Here is a 24332-nt window from a genome sequence, read left to right as displayed (position 1 = left end):
GCGGCACGTCCGGGGCGGCGTAGGCTGGACGGCGCACTTCTTCTCACACCCGGAGCACCTTTTTCGTGAGCGACCAGCCCCGTCGGCCCCGTACGTCCGGCAAGCCCTACCGTCGGCCCAAGAAGGACCCCGTCCGCATCCTCGCCTTCGAGGCGCTGAGGGCCGTGGACGAGCGGGACGCCTACGCCAACCTCGTTCTGCCGCCGCTGTTGCGCAAGGCGCGGGAGCAGGAGGGCCCCGAGAAGTTCGACGCCCGGGACGCGGCGCTCGCCACCGAGCTGGTGTACGGGACGCTGCGGTGGCAGGGGACGTACGACGCGGTCGTCTCGGCCTGCGTGGACCGGCCGCTGCGGGAGGTCGACCCGCCGGTGCTGGACGTGCTGAGTCTCGGCGCGCATCAGCTGCTCGGGACGCGGATCCCGACGCACGCGGCCGTGTCCGCCACGGTCGAGCTCGCGCGGGTCGTGCTCGGCGACGGGCGGGCCAAGTTCGTCAACGCCGTGCTGCGGAAGGTGGCGCAGCACGATCTGGACGGCTGGCTGGAGCGGATCGCGCCGGCCTACGACGAGGATCCCGAGGACCATCTCGCCGTCGTCCACTCGCATCCGCGGTGGGTCGTGTCCGCGCTGTGGGACTCCCTCGGCGGAGGTCGCTCCGGCATCGAGGACCTGCTGCGCGCCGACAACGAGCGGCCCGAGGTGACCCTGGTGGCGCGGCCCGGTCGGGCCACCGCCGAGGAACTGCTCGAAGAGGACGCCGCCGTGCCGGGGCACTGGTCGCCGTACGCCGTGCGGCTGACCGAGGGCGGTGAGCCGGGCGCCGTCGCGGCCGTACGGGACGGACGTGCGGGCGTGCAGGACGAGGGCAGCCAGCTCGTGGCGCTCGCTCTTGCCAACGCGCCGCTGGACGGGCCCGACCGGCGGTGGCTGGACGGGTGTGCGGGGCCCGGCGGCAAGGCCGCGCTGCTCGGTGCCCTCGCGGCCCAGCGGGGCGCGCTGCTCGTCGCCTCCGAGAAGCAGGTCCACCGGGCCGGGCTCGTGGCCAGGGCGCTGGACGGAAATCCCGGGCCGTACCAGGTGATCGCCGCGGACGGGACGCGTCCGGCGTGGCGGCCCGGCAGCTTCGACCGCGTGCTGGTCGACGTGCCGTGCACCGGGCTCGGTGCCTTGCGGCGCCGCCCCGAGGCACGCTGGCGGCGTCGGCCGGAGGACCTGGAGGGGTTCGCGCCGTTGCAGCGCGGCCTGCTGCGCACCGCCCTGGAGTCGGTGCGGGTCGGCGGCGTCGTCGGCTACGCGACCTGTTCGCCGCACCTCGCCGAGACCAGGGCCGTGGTCGCCGACGTCCTCAAGCAGTACCCGGACACCGATCTCGTCGACGCCCGGCCGCTGCTGCCCGGCGTACCGGATCTCGGCGAGGGGCCCGACGTGCAGCTGTGGCCGCACCGGCACGGGACCGACGCGATGTACCTGGCGCTCATCCGCCGGACCGGCTGACCCCCGCTCCGACCCTCTCCCGGGCCGCCGCACCGCCGTCCTCCCTGGCCAGCCGGTGCGGCCACCACACCTTCGGGCCCACGTCCAGGAACAGTGACGTGACCAGGACCGAGCGCACGACGAACGTGTCGATGAGGACGCCGAGGGCGACCGCGAAGCCGATCTCGGCGAAGGCGACCATCGGGAGGGTGCCGAGGGCGGCGAAGGTGCCGGCCAGGACCAGGCCGGCGGAGGTGATGACCGCTCCGGTGGTGGCGAGCCCGGTGACCACGCCCGCTCTGGTGCCCTGGCCGGCCGCCTCCTCGCGGATGCGCGTGGTGAGGAAGATGTTGTAGTCGATGCCCAGGGCGACCAGGAAGACGAAGACGAACAACGGGAAGTCGGTCGCCTCGCCCGCGTAGTCGAAGAGGTACCGGAAGGCCAGCGCGCTGATGCCGAGGGCCGCCGCGAACGACAGGATCACCGTCCCGATCAGCAGCAGGGGGGCGATCAGGGCGCGCAGCAGGACGCACAGGATCAGCAGGACGACCACCAGCACCAGCGGGATGATCAGCATGTTGTCGTGCGTGGTCGCCTCGTCCATGTCCAGCAGGGCCGCCGTACCGCCACCCACCCGGGCGTCGGCGTCCGGCACCGCGTGCACGGTGTCCCGCACCCGCTCGACCGTCTCCTTGGCGGCCTCGCTGTCCGCCGGGGCGGTCATGGTGGCCTCGAACAGGACCTTGCCCTCGAAGGCCGGTTTGGTGCCGGGCGGCAGCCCGAGGGACTGCGGGACCACGCCCTGCGTCGCCGCGACCGCGCGGCCCACCTGCTCGGCCTGCGCCTGGTTGCTGATGATGACCAGGGGATCGCCGCTGCCCGCCGGGAAGTAGCGCGCCGACACCTCCTGGCCGGTGATCGAGTCCGGTGTCCCGGTGAACGCGTCCGCGTTGCCGATGCCCTCCGCGCGCAGCTGGATCAGGCCCAGCGAACAGACAGCCAGGGCCAGTGCCGTGACGGCCCACGTCGTGCGCGGGCGGCGGGCGATACGGCGGCCCATGCGCGCCCAGATGCCGTGCTCGGTCGGGTCGGGCGCGCCGTGGTGCGGGACCACCGGCCAGAAGATCCACCGGCCGAAGATCACCAGCAGGGCGGGGAAGAGGCTCATCATCGCCAGCAGGGCGACCGCGACGCCGATGGCGGCCACCGGTCCCAGGCCGCTGGTGGAGTTCATCTCGGCGGCCAGCAGCACCAGCATGCTCAGCACGACCGTCGCGCCGGAGGCGAGCACCGCGGGGCCCGCGCGGTGCAGCGCCAGGGCCATCGCCTCGTGCCGGTCCTCGTGCCGGCGCAGCTCCTCCCGGTAGCGGGCGACCAGCAGCAGGGCGTAGTCCGTCCCCGCCCCGAAGACCAGCACCGTGAGAATGCCGGCGCTCTGGCCGTTGACCGTCAGGCCCGCGTGCTCGGCCAGCAGGTAGATCAGCGCCTGGGAGGCGAACAGCGCGCAGACCACCGAGATCAGGGGGATCAGCAGCAGGGTCAGGCTGCGGTAGGTGATGAGCAGCATGACGATGACGACGGTCATCGCCGAGAACAGCAGCGTCGAGTCGATGCCCTCGAATGCCTCCGCGAAGTCCGCCGACGTACCGCCCGGGCCCGTGATGTGCACGGCCAGCCCGCCGCCGCCCTCGCCGACGTCGTCCCGGATGGAGTCGACGGCGGGCGAGATCCGCTCCCAGCCCTCCTCGTCCATCGTGATCGGCACGAAGACCTGCGCCGCCCGCGGATCCGTCTGCCGGTCGAAGACCGGCCCCCGGGTCTCCGCGCCCCGGATGCCGTGGTCACGCAGCTCCTTGAGCTGCCGCACGTCCTCGGCGATCTCCGCCCGGTCCTGGACCGTCAGCCCGCTGTCCCGGGCGTAGATCACGATCGCCGGGATCTGCTCCGGCCGGAAGTCCTCGGAGAGCTCCAGCACCTGCGTCGACTCCGCGGACCCCGGCAGCCAGGACGACGCGTCGTTGTCCTGGGCGTCGGTGAGCTTCATGGCGAACGGCGCGGCGACGAACAGCACCACCACCCACAGGACCAGCACCAGCCACTTGGCCCGCCGCCCGCAGACGAGGTGCGCGACGCCCTGTTTCATGGCAAGCCCCTCTGCGACCCGGGACCGATGCCCACAACCCTCGGCGGGCATGGCAGTCTTGGGTCATGGCCGCGCAGATCAACCCCAGCATCCTGTCCGCCGACTTCGCTCGCCTCGCGGACGAGGCGAAGGCGGTGGAGGGAGCCGACTGGCTCCACGTCGACGTCATGGACAACCATTTCGTCCCGAACCTCACGCTCGGTGTGCCGGTCGTGGAGTCGCTGGCGCGTGCGACGGACACTCCGCTGGACTGCCACCTGATGATCGAGGCCCCCGATCGGTGGGCGCCCCAGTACGTCGAAGCGGGGGCCGGTTCCGTCACCTTCCACGTCGAGGCGGCCGCCGCACCGGTCCGGCTCGCCCGGGAGATCCGTGCCAAGGGCGCCCGCGCCTCCATGGCGCTGAAGCCCGCGACCCCCATCGAGCCGTACGAGGACCTGCTCCCCGAGCTCGACATGCTGCTGATCATGACGGTCGAACCGGGCTTCGGGGGACAGGCCTTCCTCGACATCATGCTTCCGAAGATTCGCCGCACCCGCGAGTTGATCAGCAAGCACGGTCTGGAGCTCTGGCTCCAGGTCGACGGCGGAGTCTCCGCCTCCACCATCGAGCGGTGCGCGGACGCCGGAGCCGACGTCTTCGTGGCCGGATCGGCGGTCTACGGGGCAAACGACCCGGCCGAGGCGGTACGTGCACTACGCACGCAGGCCGAGGCGGCCACCGCCAAGGCCTCCTGGGCCTGCGACCACTGAGCCACAGCAAAGTGAACGGCTCTCATCAGGGCTGATCAACCGCGCCGGATCTGCAAGGATGAACGGCGAATCCAGAGTGTGAACAGCAGTGAGGAGATCGCCGTGTCGGGTATGTCGGCGGGCCGGTCAGCCATGCGGATGGGACCCGCTGAGCTGGTGCAGGCGGCGGCCATGGCCCGCCGCTTCTACCTCGAGGGGAAGTCCAAGATCCAGATCGCGGAGGAGTTCGGCGTCAGCCGCTTCAAGGTGGCCCGGGTCCTGGAGACCGCCCTCGAACGGGATCTCGTACGTATCGAGATCCGTGTGCCTGCGGAGCTGGACGCCGAGCGCTCGGACGCGCTCCGCGCCCGCTACGGTCTCAGGCACGCCGTCGTGGTCGAGTCCCCGGCCGAGGCCGAGGAGTCACCCGACCCCGAGAACCTGGGAGAAGTGGCCGCCGACCTGCTCGCCGAGCTGGTCAACGAAGGTGATGTGCTGGGCCTGGCCTGGGGCCGCTCCACCATCCACATGGCGGCGGCGCTCGACCGGCTGCCGCCGTGCACGGTGGTGCAGCTGACGGGCGTGTACGACGCCGGGACCGCCGAGCGCGGCTCGGTCGAGGCCGTACGCCGAGCGGCCCAGGTCTCCGGCGGTGACGCGCACCCCATCTACGCGCCGATGCTGCTGCCCGACGCGGCCACGGCCACGGCGCTGCGCAACCAGACGGGGATCGCCCGGGCCTTCGAACACTTCGACAAGGTCACCGTCGCCTGCGTCTCCATCGGCTCCTGGGAGCCCGGGATCTCCACGGTGCACGACATGCTCAGCGACGAGGAGCGCGCGCACTACGCCTCCCTCGGTGTCGCCGCCGAGATGTCCGCGCACCTCTTCGACTCCGAAGGCCGAAGGGTCGGCCGGGACCTGGGCGAGCGGTGCATCACCGTCAAGGCCGACCAGCTCCGCCGCATCCCCGAGGTCGTCGCGATCGCGGGCGGACAGCGCAAGGGGCCCGCGATCGACGCGGTGCTGCGGTCCGGGCTCGTCACCAGCCTGGTGACGGACACCTCGGCCGCGGACTATCTGATGACGGCGGGCCCGGCACCGAAGTCGGCGCTCAACAGGACCGATCCGGACGGAGTCTGACGTATGGCCAGGGAGGCGCGGGAGGTGCCGGACGATCCGGCCGGCCGGATCGTGCTCGTGCTGGACCTGGAGGGGGTCACGGACAAGGCGGGCCTCATGGACCGCTGCGCCCGTGACCTCTCCCTGCCCGAGTGGTTCGGCCGCAACTGGGACGCCCTCGCCGACTGCCTGTCCGACCCCGCCCTCTGGCCCGAGGGAGCCGTGGAGCGAGGGCTGCTGGTCGTCGTCCGGGGGTGGCGGGGGTACGCCGAGGAGCGGCCCCAGGAGTGGCAGGTCGCGGAGGAGATCTTCGCGGAGGCGACGGACCGGGGCCCGGGTCTCTTCGTGACCCTGGGGCTTGGAGCATCCTCTAAAGGCGCCCCTGACCAGCCTGGATGATCCGCTGGGGGACGTGCGCACATCCGGCATGGGACAATGAAGTACGTGCTCTTTCCCCCTGGCCGGCCGGTCGGGGGGTCACCTCTGATCGACTGGGATGTGCAGCACGTGCGTTTCCTCAATGACATCCAGCCCGGGTACGACCTGACGTACGACGACGTCTTCATGGTGCCGAGCCGCTCCGCGGTCGGCTCGCGCCAGGCGGTCGACCTCAGCTCCCCGGACGGCACGGGCACCACCATCCCGCTCGTCGTCGCCAACATGACCGCCATCGCCGGGCGCCGCATGGCCGAGACCGTGGCCCGCCGCGGCGGCCTCGTCGTGATACCGCAGGACATCCCGATCGACGTCGTCACCGACGTCGTCTCCTGGGTCAAGAGCCGCCACCTGGTCCTGGACACCCCGATCATGCTGGCGCCCCACCAGACCGTCGCGGACGCGCTGTCCCTGCTGCCCAAGCGCGCGCACAACGCCGGAGTCGTCGTCGACGAGAACCACCGGCCGATCGGCGTGGTCACCGACTCCGACCTGTCCGGCGTGGACCGCTTCACCCAGCTCGCCGAGGTCATGTCCCGGGACCTGCTGCTCATCGACGCGGACATGGACCCGGGCGAGGCCTTCGACACCCTCGACCACGCCAACCGCCGCTACGCCCCCGCGGTGAACAAGGACGGCACGCTCGCCGGCATCCTCACCCGCAAGGGCGCCCTGCGCGCCACGCTCTACAAGCCGGCCACGGACGCGCGGGGACGGCTGCGCATCGCCGCCGCCGTCGGCATCAACGGCGACGTCGCCGGCAAGGCCAAGCAGCTGCTGGACGCGGGCGTCGACACGCTCGTCATCGACACCGCGCACGGCCACCAGGAGTCGATGATCAGCGCCCTGAAGCTGGTGCGCGACCTCGACCCGCAGGTGCCGATCGTCGCGGGCAACGTGGTGGCCGCCGCGGGCGTGCGCGACCTCATCGAAGCGGGCGCGGACGTCGTCAAGGTCGGTGTCGGACCCGGCGCCATGTGCACCACGCGCATGATGACCGGCGTCGGCCGGCCGCAGTTCTCCGCTGTCCTGGAGTGTGCCGCCGAGGCGAAGAAGTACGGCAAGCACGTGTGGGCCGACGGCGGCATCCGCCACCCGCGCGACGTGGCGATGGCGCTCGCCGCCGGCGCGTCCAACGTGATGGTCGGCTCCTGGTTCGCGGGCACCTACGAGTCCCCGGGCGACCTCCAGCACGACGCCCAGGGGCGTGCCTACAAGGAGTCCTTCGGTATGGCCTCCGCGCGGGCCGTGCGCAACCGCACCTCGGAGGAGTCGGCGTACGACCGGGCCCGCAAGGCACTGTTCGAGGAGGGCATCTCCACGTCCCGCATGTTCCTCGACCCGGCCCGCCCCGGCGTCGAGGACCTGATCGACTCGATCATCGCGGGCGTCCGCTCCTCCTGCACGTACGCCGGTGCCGGCTCTCTGGAGGAGTTCGCCGAGAAGGCCATCGTCGGCATCCAGAGCGCCGCCGGCTACGCCGAGGGCAAGCCGCTGCACGCCAGCTGGAACTGACAGCCCCACGCCTCGTCCCAGGCCCCCGAGGGAAAATCGGGGGCCTTCTGCGTGCGGGCGCCCTACCGTCGTACGCCATGGAGATCACCGTCTGCCGGGCCGCCGATGTGGCGGTGCTCGACCAGTACATCGGCTCCCCGGGCGCCACCTCCTTCCACGCGCGCCGCTTCGAGCGCCAGGAGCGGGGGCAGAGCACGTATCTCGTCGCCTGGCTCGACGGGCGGCCCGTGGGACACACGGAGCTGCGCTGGGGCGGCTGCGACGACGCGACCGTACGGGCGGCACGGCCCGGCTGCCCGGAGATCAACGCGCTGTCCGTGTGGCCCGAGAAGCTGCGCTCGCGCGGCATCGGCAGCGCCCTGGTCCGGGCCGCCGAGGAACGCGCCCGGGAGCGGGGCCGTACGGCCGTCGGCCTCGGCGTCGCCGACGACAACCCGAGCGCCGCCGCCCTCTACGCCCGGCTCGGCTATCTGCCACTCGCCCCCTACGTCGGCCGCTGGTCCTACGAGGACCACGACGGAGTCACGCACGAGTGTGTCGAGGAGCTCACGTTTCTGGTGAAAGAGCTGGTCCGGACAAGTCCTGTGCAACGGACGAACGCCGACGTGCAACGAACCTCCGGCCAGTCCCGAGGAACGCAATGATCTTGCGGGCACGCGCAAGGTTGCTGCATTACACGGGCAACGTCCCTGCTCGTAGGCTGTCGCCTCGTACGTGGCGTGGCGGGGACCCCGCTCGGTGGGTCCCGGCTGTCGGGCGGGACACTGCCGGTCCCTGCCACCCGAGACCGGCAGTGACGAAGGAGTCAGCGCGTGCTCGACCAAGGCGCACCCCCGCACAGCAGTAGTCAGACCGCCCCGCCGTCCCCGGGCGTCGGCGCGCGCCTCATGCGTCGCAAGCCGGTGGAGAACCTGGTCGCGGAGGGTGGCCAGGGCGAGGGAGGCTCGCTGCGGCGCACCCTCGGGCTGTGGCAGCTCACCATGATCAGCATCGGTGCCACCCTCGGCACCGGCATCTTCGTCGTGCTCGGGGAGGCCGTCCCCAAGGCGGGCCCGGCCGTCACGCTCGCCTTCGTCATCGCCGGCCTGACCGCCCTGTTCTCTGCCCTGTCCTACGCCGAGCTGGCGGGTACCATCCCGGTCTCCGGCTCCTCGTACTCGTATGCGTACGCAACGATGGGCGAGCTGATCGCCTGGATATGCGGCTGGTGCCTGGTCCTGGAGTACGGCGTGTCCGTCGCCGCCGTCGCCGTCGGCTGGGGCGAGTACCTCAACGAGCTGCTCGACGGGACCGTCGGCGTCACCATCCCGGCCGCCCTGTCCGCACCGCCCGGCGACGGCGGAGTGTTCAACCTGCCCGCGCTGATCGTCGTCATGCTCGCGATGGCGTTCCTGCTGGGCGGCGCCCGCGAGTCCGCCCGCGCCAACACCGTCATGGTCATCGTGAAGATCGCCGCGCTGGTGATGTTCTGCGCCATCGGCGTCCAGGGCTTCCGCTCCGGCAACTACGAGAACTTCATGCCGCTCGGCATGGCCGGTGTCAGCGCCGCCGGTGCCACGCTGTTCTTCTCCTACATCGGCTTCGACGCCGCCTCCACCGCCGGCGAGGAGGCGAAGAACGCCCAGCGCGATCTGCCCCGCGCGATCATGCTGTCGCTCGTCATCGTCACCGCGCTGTACGTGCTCGTCGCGGCCGTCGCCGTAGGCGCCAAGCCGTGGAAGAACTTCACCGACTCCGAGGCCGCCCTCGCCCAGATCATGCGCGAGGTCACCGGGCAGAGCTTCTGGGGCACGCTGCTGGCGTTCTGCGCCGTCGTCGCCATCGCGAGCGTCGTCCTGACCGTGCTGTACGGACAGACCCGCATCCTGTTCGCCATGTCCCGCGACGGGCTCGTGCCGAAGGTGTTCGCCAGGGTCCACCCGAAGACGGGCACGCCCCGCGCCAACACCCTGATCGTCTCCCTGTTCTGCGGTGTCCTGGCCGCCGCGATCCCGCTCGGGCAGCTCGCCGACGCCACCAGCATCGGCACCCTGTTCGCCTTCGCGCTGGTCAACGTGGCCGTCGTGGTGCTGCGCCGGACCCGGCCGGAGATGCCCCGCACCTTCCGGGTGCCGCTCTCGCCGGTCCTGCCCGCGCTGGGCTTCGCCTTCTGCGTCTGGATGATGGGCAGCCTGCCGACCGTGACCTGGGTCGTCTTCGGTGTCTGGATGGCCGCCGGGCTCGTGTTCTACTTCGTGTACGGCTATCGCCGTTCCCGACTCGCACCATCCGAAAAGTGACCGACCCACTGTGCTGAACGATCTCGACGAACGCATTGTGCACGCCCTCGCCGAGGACGCCCGCCGCTCCTACGCCGACATCGGCCAGATCGTCGGCCTGTCCGCGCCCGCCGTGAAACGGCGCGTGGACCGGCTGCGGGCCACCGGTGCCATCACCGGCTTCACCGTACGGGTGGACCCGGGCGCCCTCGGCTGGCAGACCGAGGGGTTCGTCGAGATCTACTGCCGGGGCAACACCTCCCCGGAGACCATCCAGCGGGGCCTGGAGCGCTACCAGGAGGTCGTGGCCGCGTCCACCGTCACCGGGGACGCGGACGCGATCGCCCAGGTCTTCGCCTCCGACATGCGGCACTTCGAACGGGTCCTGGAGCGGATCGCCGGTGAGCCGTTCGTCGAGCGGACCAAGTCCGTGCTCGTGCTGTCGCCGCTGCTGCGGCGCTTCTCGTCGGGATCGCCGACCTAGCGTTCCTGCCGGCGCGTCTCGGCGGTGTCGCCGACCCTGCGCACCGCCGTCAGCAGGCGCCGAACGCCGAGCGCGTGTCCGCCCGTGGTTATGAGGAGACGACCGTAGAGGGCGCCGGCCGGGCCGGGGAACCTCGCCCGGGTCTCGGCACGCAGCCGAGTGCGTCCCTGGCCGGCCGCGTCCAGGTGGAAGAGCAGGGCGTACGTCGAGAAGTGATGACGCCCGATCAGGGCCAGCTCCGCGCCCGGAACCGCGCAGGCCACCCGGAAACCGGGAATCGTCGAGCCTTCCCCCAAGGGACGGGGCCCGGAGGCCGTGCGGTCGGCGCAGCCGGCCAGGCGTGCGTACGCGGCCGCTCGGCCACCCCCGAAGGAGCGGTCCAGAACCTCACCGAGCGCCCCCCACACGACCTCGGCGTCCGCCGTGACGACCGTCGTGTGCTCGTCGACGTACGGCAGGGAGAGCAGTGCGGCGGCGACCATGAAGACCCCCTTCGCCGACCGGTCGGGTTCGGCCCGCCCAGCCAGTCTCGCGCGCCCGTCCGTGCGGGGGCCTCCTCAAGCAGGCGGACATCCATCGCCGCTCGGCGGAGACGGGCGGCGCCCGCCCTCCTCCCGGCGGAGGACCCGTGAGGGCATTATCGCTGTGCTCCGGGCCCCGGCCCGCCTACCATCGGTGTCATGACCTGGCGACATTGATCCACCAGCCGCGCCTCCCGAGGGCCGCCTCGGACGCCGTACCTCCGGCATCCGATCCGTCCCTGCGGGAAGGCCTCATGACACTCTCACCTGCACGCGTGCCCGCCTCCGGTGCCCGGCGGCTGACGACCACGCTGTACGGCTACGCGTTCCTCGACGACTTCGTCCTGCTCTACCCGGTGTACGCGCTGCTGTTCGCCGACACCGGCATGTCGCTCTGGCAGATCTCCTCCCTGTTCGCCCTGTGGTCGATCACCTCGGTGGTGCTGGAAGTGCCCTCCGGCGCCTGGGCCGACGCCATGTCGCGCCGGAGGCTGTTGTGGATCGGCCCGCTGCTCACCGCCGCAGGCTTCGCGCTGTGGGTGATCGTGCCGTCGTACTGGGCCTTCGCGGCCGGCTTCGTCCTGTGGGGCGCGGGCGGGGCGCTCGGCTCCGGTGCGCTGGAGGCGCTGGTGTACGACGAGCTGGACCGGCTCGGCGCCGCCGGCCGGTACGCGCGGGTCATGGGCCGGGCCCGGGCCGCGCGGCTGGTGGGCACCGTGGCCTCCCTCGGCCTCGCGGGGCCCGTCTTCGCCCAGGGCGGCTACGCGGCGGTCGGTGCCGCGAGCTTCCTGGCCTGCGTGCTGACCGCCGTCATCGCGACCCGGTTCCCCGAGCACCGGGTGCGGCCGGACGACGCCGGCGACAGCTGGGTGACGACGCTGCGGACCGGGCTCGCCGATGTCCGCGGGGACCGTTCCGTGCGCGGCGCCCTGCTGCTGATTCCGGCCGTGGCCGCGGTGTGGGGCGCGCTCGACGAGTACACCCCGCTGCTGGTCCGGGACATCGGCGTCGCCGAGGCGACGGTGCCCTACCTGATCATGCTGATCTGGGCGGGCGTCACCGTCGGCAGCCTCCTGACCGGACCGGCCGAACGCCTCGGCCCGTCCGGTCTCGCCGCGCTGCTGGCGGGCGCCGCACTCGCCCTGGCCGCGGGAGCCGCGGCCCGCTCACTGGCGGGCATCGCTCTCGTGAGCCTCGCCTTCGCCGGGTTCCAGCTGGCGGAGGTGCTGGCCGACGCCCGCCTCCAGCACCGTATCGACGAGTCCCGCCGGGCCACGCTCACCTCCGTGGCGAGCCTGGGCACCGAGCTGGCGACGGTCGCCACGTTCGGCGTGTACGCGCTGCTCGGCACGGGCAGGGCGCACAGCACCGTCTTCGCGGTGCTGGCGATCCCCTATCTGGTGACGGCGCTGGCGCTGGTTAGAGGGCGGGCTGCCACGGCACGACCCTGAAGTCGCCCGTCCCCTTCCTGACCTTCTCGAAGGGGGCGGAGCCCACACACTTGGGCAGCTCCTTCGTCTCGACGGGGCTGCCCGTGGACGCCCAGCTGTAGCCGAGGCGGTCATGCCGGCCGACATCGTGGACCGTGATGCCGACGCGCTTTCCCTCGGCGCCCGGCAGGTCGGAGTCGGTGATCACACCGGAGACGACGGCGACCTTCCCGCCGGTCAGCAGACAGTCGACCTCGGCCTTCGCCCAGGCACCCTCGCCGTTCAGGTAGTGGCTCCACTCGAAGGTGCCGGTCGCCTTCGTCGGGTCGGCCTTGTCCTTCGCGGCCAGGTGCGCGTCGAAGGAGAAGGTGATGTCGTCCCCGGCCGACCGGTACAGCTTGGCCTCGCCGGTGAGCGCGGCGGCCTCACGCTTGCTCTCGTCGGGGCCGGAGGCCCCGGCGGAGCCGGCTGCGGCGGCGATGGTGAGCAGCAGCGCGGAGCCGAGTAAGGCGGTCCTCGTACGGCGGTTCATGGCGGTCCTTTCGGCAGGTGACGCACGTCAACTGGACGCTCACCACTGTCCCGGCGCGGCGCCCGCGCCACATCGCACCGGGGACGGGACCCCGCCTCCGCCACCCGGCGGGGAAACCCGCCCGGGCCTGCGCCCACGGGCGGACCGGCCGTACGACCGGAGGGCCCGCAACGAATCGCCGCAGACCTGGCGGCGAACGCAATGATCCGCTCACGAGCGCGCAACGGCTGCTCCTTGTCCGGCCGAAGCCGCCGACCGTACCGTCTATCCGACCCCCGAAACCCCTGCGTACCGGTGAGGAACACGCATGCGCACCGCCCTGCTCCAGAGCTCCGGCCGACCCGGCTCCACCGCCGAGAACCTCAAGGTCCTCGACGAGGTCGCGGGCCGGGCCGCCGCCGCGGGCGCCGGGCTGCTGGTCGCGCCCGAGATGTTCCTGACCGGGTACGCGATCGGCGACGCCGTCGGCCGGCTCGCCGAGCCCGCCGACGGCGACTGCGCGGACGCCATCGCCGAGACCGCGACCAGGCACGGCCTCGCGATCGCCTACGGCTATCCCGAGCGGGCCGGCGACGCCGTGTTCAACTCCGCCCAGCTGATCTCCGCCGACGGCACCCGTCTCGCCAACTACCGCAAGACCCACCTCTTCGGCTGCTTCGAGCGCGACCACTTCACGGCCGGGGACCAGCCGGTCGTCCAGGCGGAGCTCGACGGCCTGCGCGTCGGCATCCTGATCTGCTACGACGTCGAGTTCCCGGAGAACGTCCGCGCCCACGCCCTCGCCGGCACCGACCTGCTGGTCGTCCCGACCGCGCAGATGCACCCGTTCCAGTTCGTCGCCGAGTCGATGATCCCGGTGCGGGCCTTCGAGAACCAGATGTATGTCGCCTACGTCAACCGGGTCGGCCGGGAGGGCGAGTTCGAGTTCGTGGGGCTGTCCACGCTCGCCGGGCCCGACGGGGTCGCCCGCACCCGGGCCGGGCGCGCCGAGGAGCTCGTCCTCGCCGACGTCGACCCCGCCTTCCTCGCCGCGTCGCGCGAGACCAACCCGTATCTGCGGGACCGGCGCCCGGGCCTCTACGGGCCACTCGTCTGACACCCCCCGCACCCGTCTGTTTCTTCTCCAAGGAGTCCGTACCCCATGACGTCCACCGTGCCCAACGCCGTCGAGCACGCAGACGCGCAGCAGCCGCCGATCACCATGTTCGGCCCGGACTTCCCGTACGCCTACGACGACTTCCTCGCCCACCCGGCGGGCCTCGGGCAGATACCCGCGACCGAGCACGGCACGGAGGTCGCGGTCATCGGCGGTGGCCTGTCCGGCATCGTCGCCGCGTACGAGCTGATGAAGATGGGCCTCAAGCCGGTCCTGTACGAGGCCGACCGGATCGGCGGTCGGCTGCGGACGGTGGGCTTCGAGGGGTGCGACGACTCCCTCACCGCGGAGATGGGCGCGATGCGCTTCCCGCCGTCCTCCACCGCCCTCCAGCACTACATCGACCTGGTCGGCCTTCAGACGCGGCCCTTCCCCAACCCCCTGGCGGAGACGACCCCGTCGACCGTCGTCGACCTCAAGGGCGAGTCGCACTACGCCGAGACGATCGCCGACCTGCCCCAGGTCTACCGGGACGTCGCCGAGGCCTGGAACCGGTGCCTGGAAGAGGGCGCCGACTTCTCCGACATGAACCGCGCCCTGCGCGAGCGGGACGTGCCGCGCATCCGCGAGATCTGGTCCCGGCTCGTCGAGAAGCTCGACAACCAGACCTTCTACGGCTTCCTCTGCGACTCCGAGGCGTTCCGGTCCTTCCGGCACCGCGAGATCTTCGGCCAGGTCGGCTTCGGCACGGGCGGCTGGGACACCGACTTCCCGAACTCCATCCTGGAGATCCTCCGCGTCGTCTACACCGAGGCCGACGACCACCACCGCGGCATCGTCGGCGGCTCCCAGCAACTGCCGCTCCGCCTCTGGGAGCGCGAGCCGGAGAAGATCGTCCACTGGGCCTACGGGACCTCGCTCGCGAAGCTGCACGACAACGGCGAGCCCCGCCCGGCCGTCACCCGCCTGCACCGCACCGCGGGCAACCGCATCACGGTGACCGACGCGCACGGCGACATCCGCACCTACCCGGCGGCGATCTTCACCGCACAGTCCTGGATGCTGCTGTCGAAGATCGACTGCGACGACTCGCTCTTCCCGATCGACCACTGGACGGCCATCGAGCGCACCCACTACATGGAGAGCTCCAAGCTCTTCGTACCGGTCGACCGGCCGTTCTGGCTGGACAAGGACGAGGAGACCGGCCGGGACGTCATGTCGATGACGCTCACCGACCGTATGACGCGCGGGACTTATCTCCTCGACAACGGCCCGGACCAGCCCGCCGTCATCTGCCTCTCCTACACCTGGTGCGACGACAGCCTGAAGTGGCTGCCGCTGTCCGCGAACGAGCGGATGGAGGTCATGCTGAAGTCGCTCGGCGAGATCTATCCCAAGGTCGACATCCGCAAGCACGTCATCGGCAACCCGGTGACCGTCTCCTGGGAGAACGAGCCCTACTTCATGGGCGCGTTCAAGGCCAACCTGCCCGGCCACTACCGTTACCAGCGGCGCCTGTTCACGCACTTCATGCAGAACCGGCTGCCCGAGGACAAGCGCGGCATCTTCCTCGCCGGCGACGACATCTCCTGGACGGCCGGCTGGGCCGAGGGCGCCGTCCAGACCGCCCTCAACGCGGTCTGGGGCGTCATGCACCACTTCGGCGGCACGACCGACCCGGCCAACCCGGGCCCCGGCGACGTCTACGACGAGATCGCGCCCGTCGAACTGCCGGAGGACTGACCGCACGGCCGGACCTCCGACGGGCTCGGCCGTCACGGCCCGGGCCCGGCGCGGGTCCTGTCCGCCTGGCGGGCCGAACGTTCCTCGCCGCGCCGGCCTGTCCGGGACGTGAACACCCGCCGTACCGGTCGTGGCCGCGGGCTCGGGACGGCATCGCGTACGGACTCGGTGGCATCCTCGTCCGCCGGGCCACCGGCCCGGCGGCGCCACCGCGTCCATGCTCCCGACCAGGGGCGGCTTCTCCACCAGCACCGTGTCGGTGTCGCGGAGGCAGGAGGTCATGGGGGTGCCGTTCCTCGCCGAACGATCCTGTCACCAGACCTGCGTCCGAAGTCGGCGCCCGGGCAGCCGAGTTGGATCAGCGCTGCAACGGCGTGAGCAGCATGCGCCCCGCGAGGCCCACCGCCGTGTCCAGGTGTTCCGTGAACTCTCCGGCGATGTCGGGGAGTTCGCGCAGGGCCCACAGGGCCCGGGCCGCCGTCCAGGCCGCGTCGCGAGCCCGCTCCAGGCTCCACGAGCCCAGCAGGTGGGTCAGCGGGTCGGCGATCTGGAGCAGGTCGGGGCCCGGCATCAGATCTTCGCGGATGCGCTCCTCCAGCGAGACGAGGAGATCGCCCACCGCGTCGAACTCGTCCTCCAGGTCGGCGGGTACGCAGCCGAGCGTACGGCAGGTGTCCACGACGGCCAGCGCGAGATCGTGCCCGATGTGCGCGTTGATGCCCGCGAGCGCGAACTGCAGCGGACGTACCCCGGGATGGCGGCGCAACTGGAACAGCGGCCGCCAGCAGGCCGGTGGGCGACGCTCGGCGGCCACCGCCTCGACGGCCTCCAGGTACCGCTGCGCGAACCGTACGTCCAGCGTGATCGCGGCGTGCGGGTCCGCGAACCGCCCGGTGTCGACGTACCGGTCCACCGCTTCCGTCACGGCGAGATAGACGCGGTTGAAGACGGCCACCCCGTCCCGGGGGTGCAGGGTCGCGTCGAGGGCGCGCATACGGGAGATGACTCCGTCGACCGGAGTGTCCACGGCTGGGGGGACTTGTTCGCATCGCGGCATGCGGGCAGAGTCCCAGCTCTAGGCTGGCGGGAGCACCGGCGGGCCCGGCGCTTCCCCGAAACGGGGGAACGCCCCCGCCGCAGGGGGAGGGGGAGCAGCACCGTGTCAGGCTTACGTGCCCAGCGCCTGGCCGCCCGCAGGGCCGAGCGCAGGCGCGCCGTCCGGCGTGGCGCGATGGTCGTGGCGGCCTCCGTCGTGGTCGCCGCCGGGGCGGTCGCCGGGGTGCTGTCCGCCTTCGACGACCGGCGCGGCCCGGACCAGGCCAGGCGCCCCGAGGTGTCCGCGTCGCCCCGCATGGCGCCCCTGCCCGCGATGCCGTCGGCGTCCCCGTCGGCCACCGAGTCCGCTTCCCCGACGCCTGTCACCTCCGCGCCCAGGACGCCGAGCCCCACGCCGTCGCCGTCGAGGACGCGGAAGACGCGGGAGCGGATCACCTCCGTGAGCCCTCGGCTCTACCGCCACCCCGCCTCCCAGGTGCTCGACTGGGTCCGGGCCCACTCCGGCGATCCCCGCCACGCGGTCATCGCCTCCCGTATCGCCGACCAGCCGGCCGCCGTCTGGTTCGCCGACTACTCCCCGGACACGCTCACCGCCCGGGTCGCCGCCGTGACGTCGGGCGGTGCCGCACAGGGCCGAGTGCCCGTCCTCGTGCCCTACGCGATTCCCGGCCGGGACTGCGGCGGATACTCCCAGGGCGGGGCGCCCGACCTGGACGCGTACGACGCGTGGATCGACCGGTTCGCCGACGGGCTGGGCTCCGGCGAGGTCATCGTCGTCCTGGAGCCGGACTCGGTCGCCCAGGCCGAGTGCCTGCCGGCCGGTGAGCGCGCGGACCGCTTCGCCTCGCTGGCCCGGGCCGGACGCGTCCTGAAGACCGCCAACCCGCGGGCACGCGTGTACTTCGACGCGGGGCACTCGGGCTGGAACGCGCCCGGCCAGCAGGCGGCGTGGCTGCGGCAGGCCGGTGCGGCCTCGCCCGAGGCCTCCGACGGCATCTTCAGCAACGTCTCCAACTTCCACACCACGGCCGACGAGGTGGCCTACGACCGGCGGGTTCTCGACGCGCTGGGCGGCCCGGCGAGCCTGGGCGCCGTCATCGACACCAGCCGCAACGGCAACGGCGCCCCGCCCGACGGCACGTGGTGCGACCCGGCGGGCCGCAAGCTCGGCCGGACACCGACCCTCAGCACCGGCGAGGACCGGATCGACGCCTACCTGTGGGTCAAGCTGCCGGGGGAGTCGGACGGCTGCAAGGGCAGGCCGGGGACGTTCACGGCGTCGTACGCCTACGACCTGGCCTCGTCGTAGGAGCTGGTGCCCTCGTCCAGCAGCGGCTGCTGCGTCTTCAGGTGGGGCGGGGCGAAGGCCCGCAGCGCGTGGTAGCCGGTGATGACGACGAGCGTGCCGAGCGCGATGCCGCTCAGCGAGAAGGTGTCCGTGATCTCCATGGAGACGTTGCCGACGCCGATGATGATGCCCGCGGCCGCCGGCACCAGGTTCAGCGGATTGCGCAGGTCCACCTCGGCGTTGATCCAGATCTGGGCACCTAGCAGGCCGATCATGCCGTACAGGATGACGGTGATGCCGCCGAGCACACCGCCCGGGATCGCGGCGACGACCGCGCCGAACTTCGGGCAGAGGCCGAAGAGCAGGGCGAATCCGGCGGCGGCCCAGTAGGCGGCCGTCGAGTACACGCGGGTCGCGGCCATCACGCCGATGTTCTCGGAGTACGTGGTGTTGGGCGGGCCGCCGACCGCGGTGGACAGCATCGAGCCGACGCCGTCGGCGGCGATCGCCGTGCCGAGCTTGTCGTCCAGCGGGTCGCCGGTCATCTCGCCGACCGCCTTGACGTGCCCGGCGTTCTCCGCGACCAGGGCGATGACGACCGGCAGGGCGACCAGGATCGCCGACCACTCGAACGACGGGCCGTGCAGGGTCGGCAGCCCGATCCAGTCGGCCTGGCCCACGCCGGAGAGGTCGAGCCGCCAGTGGTCGGTGAGCTTGCCGCTCGCGTCCACCGAGTGGATCTTGCCGAAGACCAGGTCGAAGACCCAGGAGATGCCGTATCCGAAGACCAGCCCCAGGAAGATCGCGATCCGGGACCAGAAGCCGCGCAGGCAGACGACCGCCAGCCCGGTGAAGAGCATCACCAGCAGCGCCGTCCACTGGTCCTGCGGCCAGTACGTCGAGGCCGTCACCGGCGCCAGGTTGAAGCCGATCAGCATCACCACCGCGCCGGTCACGATCGGCGGCATCGCGACGTGGATGATGCGTGCCCCGAACCGCCGCACGGCGAGCCCCACCAGGAACAGCGCGGCGCCGACGACGAAGACCGCGCCGGTGACGGTGGCGCTGCTGCCACCCTGGGCCCGGATCACCGCCGCCACGCCGACGAAGGACAGCGAGCAGCCCAGATAGCTGGGGACGCGGCCGCGGGTGGCGAGCAGGAACACGACGGTCGCGACGCCCGACATCATGATCGCCAGGTTGGGGTCCAGGCCCATCAGGACCGGGGCCACGAAGGACGCCCCGAACATGGCCACCACGTGCTGGGCGCCCAGCCCGGCCGTGCGCGGCCAGGAGAGCCGCTCGTCGGGGCGGACCACGGCGCCGGGCGCCGGGGTGCGTCCGTCGCCGTGCAGTTTCCAGCGGACGCCGAGATCCATGGTGCGGTTTCGCTTTCGTCGTGCGTGCGAGTGTCCGGACCATTGTCGGGGTGCGTCAGGAGCGGTGGTGACCGGGGCTGCCCGGGTCGGCGGGGCGTCCGTTCAGGGACGCGGGTCGGGGACCGCCGCGTCCGCCTGGCCGGTCTTCGCCCGGTCGCCGGGGCGCAGCACGCGCGCGAACGCCACCAGCCCCCCGGACAGCAGCGTCACCAGTGCGAACGACACCATCAGACTGGTCGCCTGCGCCAGCAGGCCGATCGCGCTCGGCGCGATCAGTCCCGAGGTGTACGTGATGGTCGCGACGCCCGCGATGGCCAGGCTCGGGTTGGACCCGCTGCGGCCCGCCGCCGCGAAGCACAGCGGGACGACGACGGCGATGCCCAGCCCCATCAGCGCGAATCCGGCCATGGCCACCGCCGGTTGCTCCGCCACGACGATCAGCAGCCCGCCGAGGACGGCGAGCACACCGCTCGCGCGCACGGTCCGCACGGCGCCGAAGCGGTCCACGATCCGGTCGCCGGCGATCCGGGCGATGGCCATCGTGAGGGTGAAGCCCGTCGTGCACGCCGCCGCGAGACCGGCCGAGGTCTGAAGCTGTTCGCGCAGATAGACCGCCGACCAGTCCAGGCTCGCGCCCTCGGCGAACACCGCGCAGAACCCGATCGCGCCGATGAGCAGCGCCGACCGGGGCGGCAGCGCGAACCTCGGCGGCGGCTCCTCGTCCTCGGCGGGCTGGAGGTCGAGCACCCACTGGCAGGACAGCACGCCGAGGACGGTGAGGACCGCGGCGGCCAGGACGTGGTGCAGCCGGGCGTCCGAGCCGAGGTGGGCGGCGAGCGTGCCGGCCGCCGAGCCGACCAGGGCGCCCGCGCTCCACATGCCGTGCAGCCCGGACATGATCGACCGGCCGAGGCGGTTCTCGACCTCGACGCCCAGCGCGTTCATCGCCACGTCGGCCATGCCCGCCGTGGCGCCGTAGGTGAACAGCGCCAGGCAGAGCGTGAGCAGGTTCGGCGCGAGGGACGGCAGGACCAGTGACAGCGTCCACAGGGCGATCAGTCCGCGCAGCGCGTTGCGGGCACCGAAGCGATGACTGACGCTGCCGGCGAGCGGCATCGCGACGGACGCGCCGAGCGCGGGGAAGGCGAGCGCGATCCCCAACTGTCCGGCGCTGACGCCCGCGTGGTCCTGGATCCACGGCACACGTGTGGCGAACGAGCCGGTCACGGCGCCGTGCACGGCGAAGACGGCGGCCACGGCGTACCGCGACCGCTTCACCTCGCGCTGTTCGTAGACCACGTTGCTCATTGTCCGGCCCCGTCCTCTCCTGGTGTTCCCCGCTCGCCTCGCGTCTCCCCGCCCATGGCCGTCGGTGTGTCGGCGCGTTGGCGCGTTGGCGCGGGTAAACTATCAGGAACCCTGCCTGATAGATAAGGGGATGACCGCCGACCGGAGCACACGGCCGTGTGGTCCCGCAGATCTGGAAGGATCCCGGCATGCCCGCATCCCCGAGCACCGCCCGGGCCATCAACGACCGGCTCGCCCTGCGCCTGCTCCAGCAGGAGGGCCCGCTGACGGCAGGGCAGTTGAAGCAGCTGACCGGCCTGTCCCGGCCGACCGTCGCCGACCTCGTGGACCGCCTCACCGCCGCCGGGCTGATCGCGGTGGTCGGCGAGGCGGGGGAGGAGCGGCGCGGACCCAACGCCAGGGTGTACGGCATCGTCGCCGACCGGGCGCACCTCGCCGCGCTGGACATACGCACCGAGGGCGTCGCCGTGACCGTCGCCGACCTGGTGGGACATGTGCTGGCCGAGGCGTCGGCGCCCATCGGCGATGGCACGGGCACGGGCCCGGCCGTGGAGCAGGCGGTCGGGCTGGTCGAGCGCGTGGTGAAGGAGGCCGGCGCCGACCGGCTGCACACCGTCGGGATCGGGGCGCCCGGCCTGATCGACCCGGCCAGCGGCGAACTCCGCGACTCCTCCGGGCTGCCGGAGTGGCACCGCCGGCTCGTCGCCGCCCTCCAGGAGCGGCTGCCCGAGGCCCGGGTGAGCGTGGAGAACGAGACCAACCTCGCGGCGCTGGCGGAGCAGCGTGACGGGGCGGCCCGGGACCGGGACACCTTCGTCCTGCTGTGGCTGGGCCACGGAACGGGCGCGGCGGTGGTCCTCGACGGCGCGCTGCGGCGCGGTGCCTCCGGCGGCACCGGCGAGATCGGCTTCCTCCCGGTCCCGGGCACGGCCGCGCTGCCGTCCTCGACGGGCTGCGAGGGCGGCTTCCACTCCCTGGCCGCGTCGGGCGCGGTCGTGGACCTCGCGGCGCGGTGCGGGGTTCCGGCGGAGCGGGGGCAGGAGCCGTCGGTGGTGGGGGTGGTGCGGTCGGCGGTCGGTCTGGTGCGGTCGGCGGTGGGTCACGTGCGGGGGGCGGAGACGGGGGCCGGGGCGTCGCAGTCCCCCACGGCCGTCCCCGCTGCCCGTTTCCTCGACGCCCTCGCCGACCGTATCGCCGTCGGCGTCGCCTCCGTCGTCGCGATCCTGGACCCCGGTTGCGTGGTGCTCGGCGGCGAGGTCGGCCAAGCGGGCGGCGCCGAACTCGCCGCCCGCGTGCAGCACCGCGTCGCCCGGATGACCCCCCTGCCCACGGAGGTACGGACGACCACACTCGGCGGCAGCGCGGTCCTGCGCGGCGCGCTCCTCACGGCCCGCGACCGTGCCCAGGAGGAACTCTTCACCCCAGGGGAGCGGCCCGTACAGCGGTGGTAGGGCCGGCGCCGGGTGTCACGCCCTGGACCGCCCGCTGTCCGCCCGCGCCTGCTCGCCCCCGTACCGCCGCGCCAGGTACTCCCCGAACGTGCCCGTGCCGACAGCCCGCTGCGGCGCCAGGTGACCACCGCTGCGGAATCCCCGGTACGCCGCGCCCCACAGCGGCACGTTCACGACCGCCCGGCGCCGGCCGGTCGCCTTCAGATACGCGCGGGCCAGGGACTCGAGCGTCCGCACCTCCGGTCCGCCCATGTCCTCGACTCGCCCCGCCGGTGCCCCCGCCGCCAGCTCGGTCAGCCGGTCGGCGACCTCGGCCACCTCGACCGGCTGATCCGGGACACCGGCCGGCAGGAACAGGACCGGCAGCTTCGACAGCCCCTGGAGCAGTATGACGAGCAGGTCGTGGAACTGCGTCGTCCGCAGCACGGTCCAGCCGAGTCCCGACTCCTCGACCTGCCTCTCCACCGCGAGCTTGCTCTTGTAGTAGCGGAACGGCACCCGGTCGACGCCCACGATGGAGATGTAGACGAGGTGCCGCACACCGGCCCCGCGCGCAGCCCTGATCAGGTTGGCCGCCGCCTGCTCGTCGCCCTTCGGCGACGACGCGCAGTGCACGATCGTGTCCACACCGGCGACGGCCGCGTCCAGCGCGGCACCGCCCTCCCGCAGGTCGACCGCGTACGGCTGGGTGCGCCGGCTGAGCACCCGGACCTCGTGCCCGTCCGCGCGCAGCCGCTCGGTGACGAGCCGGCCGAGCGTTCCGGTGCCGCCGGTGACCAGGATCGTGGTCATGCTGTTCAGTCCCTTCGGACGCCGGCGCTCCCGGACGGAGCGCCGCCTCTGCACCTGAGACCGAACAGCCCCTGCCGAATGTGACACCCCCGCCCGGCTGCCCGCGCCCCGGGCCCGACGATCCGCGCCTCCGCGACCATGAGCGCGATGGCGATCGCGACCGGCGTCCCGCGCGGTGCCCGGCGCCCACGCCTACGACCGCGCCCGGCGCCCCGAGCCCGGCGCCGCGCCCGGCGTCCACGACCGCGACCGCGCCCAGCGTCCCGCGCGGTGCCCGGCGCCTCACGCCCGACGATCCCGCGCCCCACCGGCGATTCCGAGACCGAGCCCGGCGCCCGGCGCCGCGCCCGGCGTCCACGACCGCGACCGCGACCGCGCCCAGCGTCCCGCGCGGTGCCCGGCGCCTCACGCCCGACGTCCCGCGCCGCGCCCGGCGTCCACGCCTGCGACCGCGCCCGGCGCCCCGGGCCGGACGATCCGCGCCTCCGCGACCATGAGCGCGACGGCGACCGAGCCCGGCGCCTCGCGCCCCGCCCGACGATCCCGAGCCCGCGCCGGCGGCCCGCCGTTTCTACCGCCGGGTGAGCTGACGCCGTGCATACGCCAGCTTCTCCGGGTTGACCACGGCCCGCACCTCCGCGATCAGCCCGTCGCGCACCTCGAACGCCGCCAGGCCCACGAGCGTGTCGCCCGCCCAGCTGGCAAGCCCCGTCGCACCGTTGACCTCGGCGACGGTGAACTCCAGGCCCACCGCGAACTTCGGGCCCCCGCCCGCCAGGAACCGGGCGACCTTGAGCCCGCCCTCGACCGGCCACCGGGCCGCCGTCACCTTCCCGCCCCCGTCGCTCCACCAGGTGGCGTCGGCCGCGAGCAGCTTCTCCAGCCCGCCCAGGTCGCCGTCGCGGGCCGCCGTGATGAACGACGTGACCAGCTTCTCCTGCTGCTCGGACGCCGCCTCGAACCGGGCCTGCGGCTCACCCACCCGCCGCACGGCCCGCCGGTACAGCTGGCGGCAGTTGGCCTCGCTCAGATCCAGCACCCCGGCGATCTCCCGATGCCCGTACCCGAACGCCTCCCGCAGCACGTACACCGCCCGCTCGGCCGGCGTGAGCCGCTCCAGCAGCACCAGCATCGCCATCGACACGGCGTCCCGCTGCTCGGCCGACTCCAGCGGGCCGAGCGTGCCGTCCGCGGTGAGCACCGGCTCGGGCAGCCAGGTCCCGACGTACCGTTCGCGCCGGGCCCGGGCGGAGGTCAGTCGGTTCAGGCAGAGGTTGGTGACGACCTTGGCCAGCCAGGCCGCCGGGTGCTCGATCTCCGTACGGTCCGCGCCGCTGAAGCGCAGATACGCGTCCTGGACCGCGTCCTCCGCCTCCTCCGCGGAGCCCAGCAGCCGGTAGGCGAGCGAGAACAGCCGGGGCCGGTGGGTCTCGAACTCGTGGGCGAGCGTGGTGGTCATACGCCTCACCCTGCCAGAACACCGCCCGTACGACGTGCGAAGGCCCGACGGCGGGCAAGGGCCGTCGTCACCGCCGCCGAGCCGGTCTGCGCAGCTGCCCGCTGCCCTCGACCCTAG

The 24332-nt window shown here is 72.7% G+C and carries 21 protein-coding genes; 13 read left to right on the top strand and 8 right to left on the bottom strand.

The window, feature by feature from the left end:
* Nucleotides 1-65: 65 nt before the first annotated feature.
* Nucleotides 66-1493 (top strand): RsmB/NOP family class I SAM-dependent RNA methyltransferase, encoded by a 1428-nt coding sequence (locus tag HDA41_RS06870; RefSeq protein WP_184981662.1) that lies wholly within the window; start codon nucleotides 66-68, stop codon nucleotides 1491-1493.
* Here HDA41_RS06870 and HDA41_RS06865 read toward each other — a convergent pair.
* Nucleotides 1474-3615, bottom strand: a complete 2142-nt coding sequence (locus HDA41_RS06865; protein WP_184981660.1) for an MMPL family transporter — start codon at nucleotides 3613-3615, stop codon at nucleotides 1474-1476. The genes HDA41_RS06870 and HDA41_RS06865 overlap by 20 nt on opposite strands.
* Nucleotides 3616-3680: 65 nt before the next feature.
* Here HDA41_RS06865 and rpe point away from each other — a divergent pair, with 65 nt between their 5' ends.
* The 7 genes from rpe (at nucleotide 3681) to HDA41_RS06830 (ending at nucleotide 10160) form a co-directional block, all read left to right on the top strand.
* Nucleotides 3681-4367 carry a ribulose-phosphate 3-epimerase gene (gene rpe, locus HDA41_RS06860; protein WP_031138926.1) on the top strand — a complete coding sequence of 229 codons (687 nt, stop codon included), beginning with the start codon at nucleotides 3681-3683 and terminating at the stop codon, nucleotides 4365-4367.
* Nucleotides 4368-4445: 78 nt separating this feature from the next.
* On the top strand, nucleotides 4446-5489 hold the full coding sequence (locus HDA41_RS06855) for a sugar-binding transcriptional regulator (RefSeq protein WP_184981658.1): 1044 nt from the start codon (nucleotides 4446-4448) through the stop codon (nucleotides 5487-5489).
* A 24-nt stretch (nucleotides 5490-5513) separates the two neighbouring features.
* Nucleotides 5514-5867 carry a barstar family protein gene (locus HDA41_RS06850; RefSeq protein ID WP_184993218.1) on the top strand — a complete coding sequence of 118 codons (354 nt, stop codon included), beginning with the start codon at nucleotides 5514-5516 and terminating at the stop codon, nucleotides 5865-5867.
* 108 nt (nucleotides 5868-5975) lie between these two features.
* Complete coding sequence (locus tag HDA41_RS06845) at nucleotides 5976-7418, top strand: GuaB1 family IMP dehydrogenase-related protein (RefSeq protein ID WP_184981656.1); 1443 nt, start codon at nucleotides 5976-5978, stop codon at nucleotides 7416-7418.
* Between the two features lie 77 nt (nucleotides 7419-7495).
* Complete coding sequence (locus tag HDA41_RS06840) at nucleotides 7496-8062, top strand: GNAT family N-acetyltransferase (RefSeq protein WP_184981654.1); 567 nt, start codon at nucleotides 7496-7498, stop codon at nucleotides 8060-8062.
* A 168-nt stretch (nucleotides 8063-8230) separates the two neighbouring features.
* Nucleotides 8231-9697 carry an amino acid permease gene (locus HDA41_RS06835; RefSeq protein WP_184981652.1) on the top strand — a complete coding sequence of 489 codons (1467 nt, stop codon included), beginning with the start codon at nucleotides 8231-8233 and terminating at the stop codon, nucleotides 9695-9697.
* Between the two features lie 10 nt (nucleotides 9698-9707).
* Entirely contained in the window at nucleotides 9708-10160 is a 453-nt protein-coding gene (locus HDA41_RS06830; RefSeq protein WP_184981650.1) for an Lrp/AsnC family transcriptional regulator, read from the top strand.
* On the opposite strand, the gene HDA41_RS06825 is transcribed toward HDA41_RS06830, so the two are convergent.
* Entirely contained in the window at nucleotides 10157-10642 is a 486-nt protein-coding gene (locus HDA41_RS06825; RefSeq protein WP_184981648.1) for a hypothetical protein, read from the bottom strand. The two genes, HDA41_RS06830 and HDA41_RS06825, sit on opposite strands and share 4 nt — an antisense overlap.
* Before the next feature lie 293 nt (nucleotides 10643-10935).
* Between HDA41_RS06825 and HDA41_RS06820 the strand changes: the two genes are divergently transcribed.
* Nucleotides 10936-12132 carry an MFS transporter gene (locus tag HDA41_RS06820; RefSeq protein WP_184981646.1) on the top strand — a complete coding sequence of 399 codons (1197 nt, stop codon included), beginning with the start codon at nucleotides 10936-10938 and terminating at the stop codon, nucleotides 12130-12132.
* Here HDA41_RS06820 and HDA41_RS06815 read toward each other — a convergent pair.
* Entirely contained in the window at nucleotides 12101-12643 is a 543-nt protein-coding gene (locus HDA41_RS06815) for a Repetin (protein WP_184981644.1), read from the bottom strand. The two genes, HDA41_RS06820 and HDA41_RS06815, sit on opposite strands and share 32 nt — an antisense overlap.
* Nucleotides 12644-12950: 307 nt before the next feature.
* On the opposite strand from HDA41_RS06815, the gene HDA41_RS06810 reads away from it, so the two are divergent.
* Together HDA41_RS06810 and HDA41_RS06805 are read left to right on the top strand one after the other, a co-directional pair.
* The gene (locus tag HDA41_RS06810; protein WP_184981642.1) at nucleotides 12951-13739 is read left to right on the top strand and encodes a carbon-nitrogen hydrolase family protein; all 789 of its coding nucleotides are present in this window, start codon (nucleotides 12951-12953) and stop codon (nucleotides 13737-13739) included.
* Nucleotides 13740-13784: 45 nt separating this feature from the next.
* On the top strand, nucleotides 13785-15482 hold the full coding sequence (locus HDA41_RS06805; protein ID WP_184981640.1) for a flavin monoamine oxidase family protein: 1698 nt from the start codon (nucleotides 13785-13787) through the stop codon (nucleotides 15480-15482).
* Nucleotides 15483-15840: 358 nt separating this feature from the next.
* Here the strand turns inward: HDA41_RS06805 and HDA41_RS06800 are convergent, their stop codons facing one another.
* Nucleotides 15841-16539 (bottom strand): DUF5995 family protein, encoded by a 699-nt coding sequence (locus HDA41_RS06800; protein ID WP_184981638.1) that lies wholly within the window; start codon nucleotides 16537-16539, stop codon nucleotides 15841-15843.
* A 174-nt stretch (nucleotides 16540-16713) separates the two neighbouring features.
* On the opposite strand from HDA41_RS06800, the gene HDA41_RS06795 reads away from it, so the two are divergent.
* Nucleotides 16714-17847 carry a glycoside hydrolase family 6 protein gene (locus HDA41_RS06795; RefSeq protein ID WP_184993216.1) on the top strand — a complete coding sequence of 378 codons (1134 nt, stop codon included), beginning with the start codon at nucleotides 16714-16716 and terminating at the stop codon, nucleotides 17845-17847.
* Here HDA41_RS06795 and HDA41_RS06790 read toward each other — a convergent pair.
* Together HDA41_RS06790 and HDA41_RS06785 are read right to left on the bottom strand one after the other, a co-directional pair.
* Entirely contained in the window at nucleotides 17826-19205 is a 1380-nt protein-coding gene (locus tag HDA41_RS06790) for a uracil-xanthine permease family protein (protein WP_184981636.1), read from the bottom strand. The two genes, HDA41_RS06795 and HDA41_RS06790, sit on opposite strands and share 22 nt — an antisense overlap.
* A gap of 102 nt (nucleotides 19206-19307) precedes the next feature.
* The gene (locus HDA41_RS06785; RefSeq protein ID WP_184981634.1) at nucleotides 19308-20513 is read right to left on the bottom strand and encodes an MFS transporter; all 1206 of its coding nucleotides are present in this window, start codon (nucleotides 20511-20513) and stop codon (nucleotides 19308-19310) included.
* A gap of 188 nt (nucleotides 20514-20701) precedes the next feature.
* On the opposite strand from HDA41_RS06785, the gene HDA41_RS06780 reads away from it, so the two are divergent.
* Nucleotides 20702-21964: an ROK family transcriptional regulator gene (locus HDA41_RS06780; protein ID WP_184981632.1), complete on the top strand. Its 1263-nt coding sequence runs from the start codon at nucleotides 20702-20704 to the stop codon at nucleotides 21962-21964.
* 15 nt (nucleotides 21965-21979) lie between these two features.
* Here the strand turns inward: HDA41_RS06780 and HDA41_RS06775 are convergent, their stop codons facing one another.
* Nucleotides 21980-22756, bottom strand: coding sequence for an SDR family oxidoreductase (locus tag HDA41_RS06775; protein WP_184981630.1), 777 nt, complete (start codon nucleotides 22754-22756; stop codon nucleotides 21980-21982).
* A 571-nt stretch (nucleotides 22757-23327) separates the two neighbouring features.
* On the bottom strand, nucleotides 23328-24215 hold the full coding sequence (locus HDA41_RS06770; protein WP_184981628.1) for an RNA polymerase sigma-70 factor: 888 nt from the start codon (nucleotides 24213-24215) through the stop codon (nucleotides 23328-23330).
* Nucleotides 24216-24332 lie beyond the last annotated feature (117 nt).

The sequence above is a fragment of the Streptomyces caelestis genome (assembly GCF_014205255.1).
Taxonomy (GTDB): Bacteria; Actinomycetota; Actinomycetes; order Streptomycetales; family Streptomycetaceae; genus Streptomyces; species Streptomyces caelestis.
This window is presented reverse-complemented; position numbering and strand designations above follow the sequence as displayed.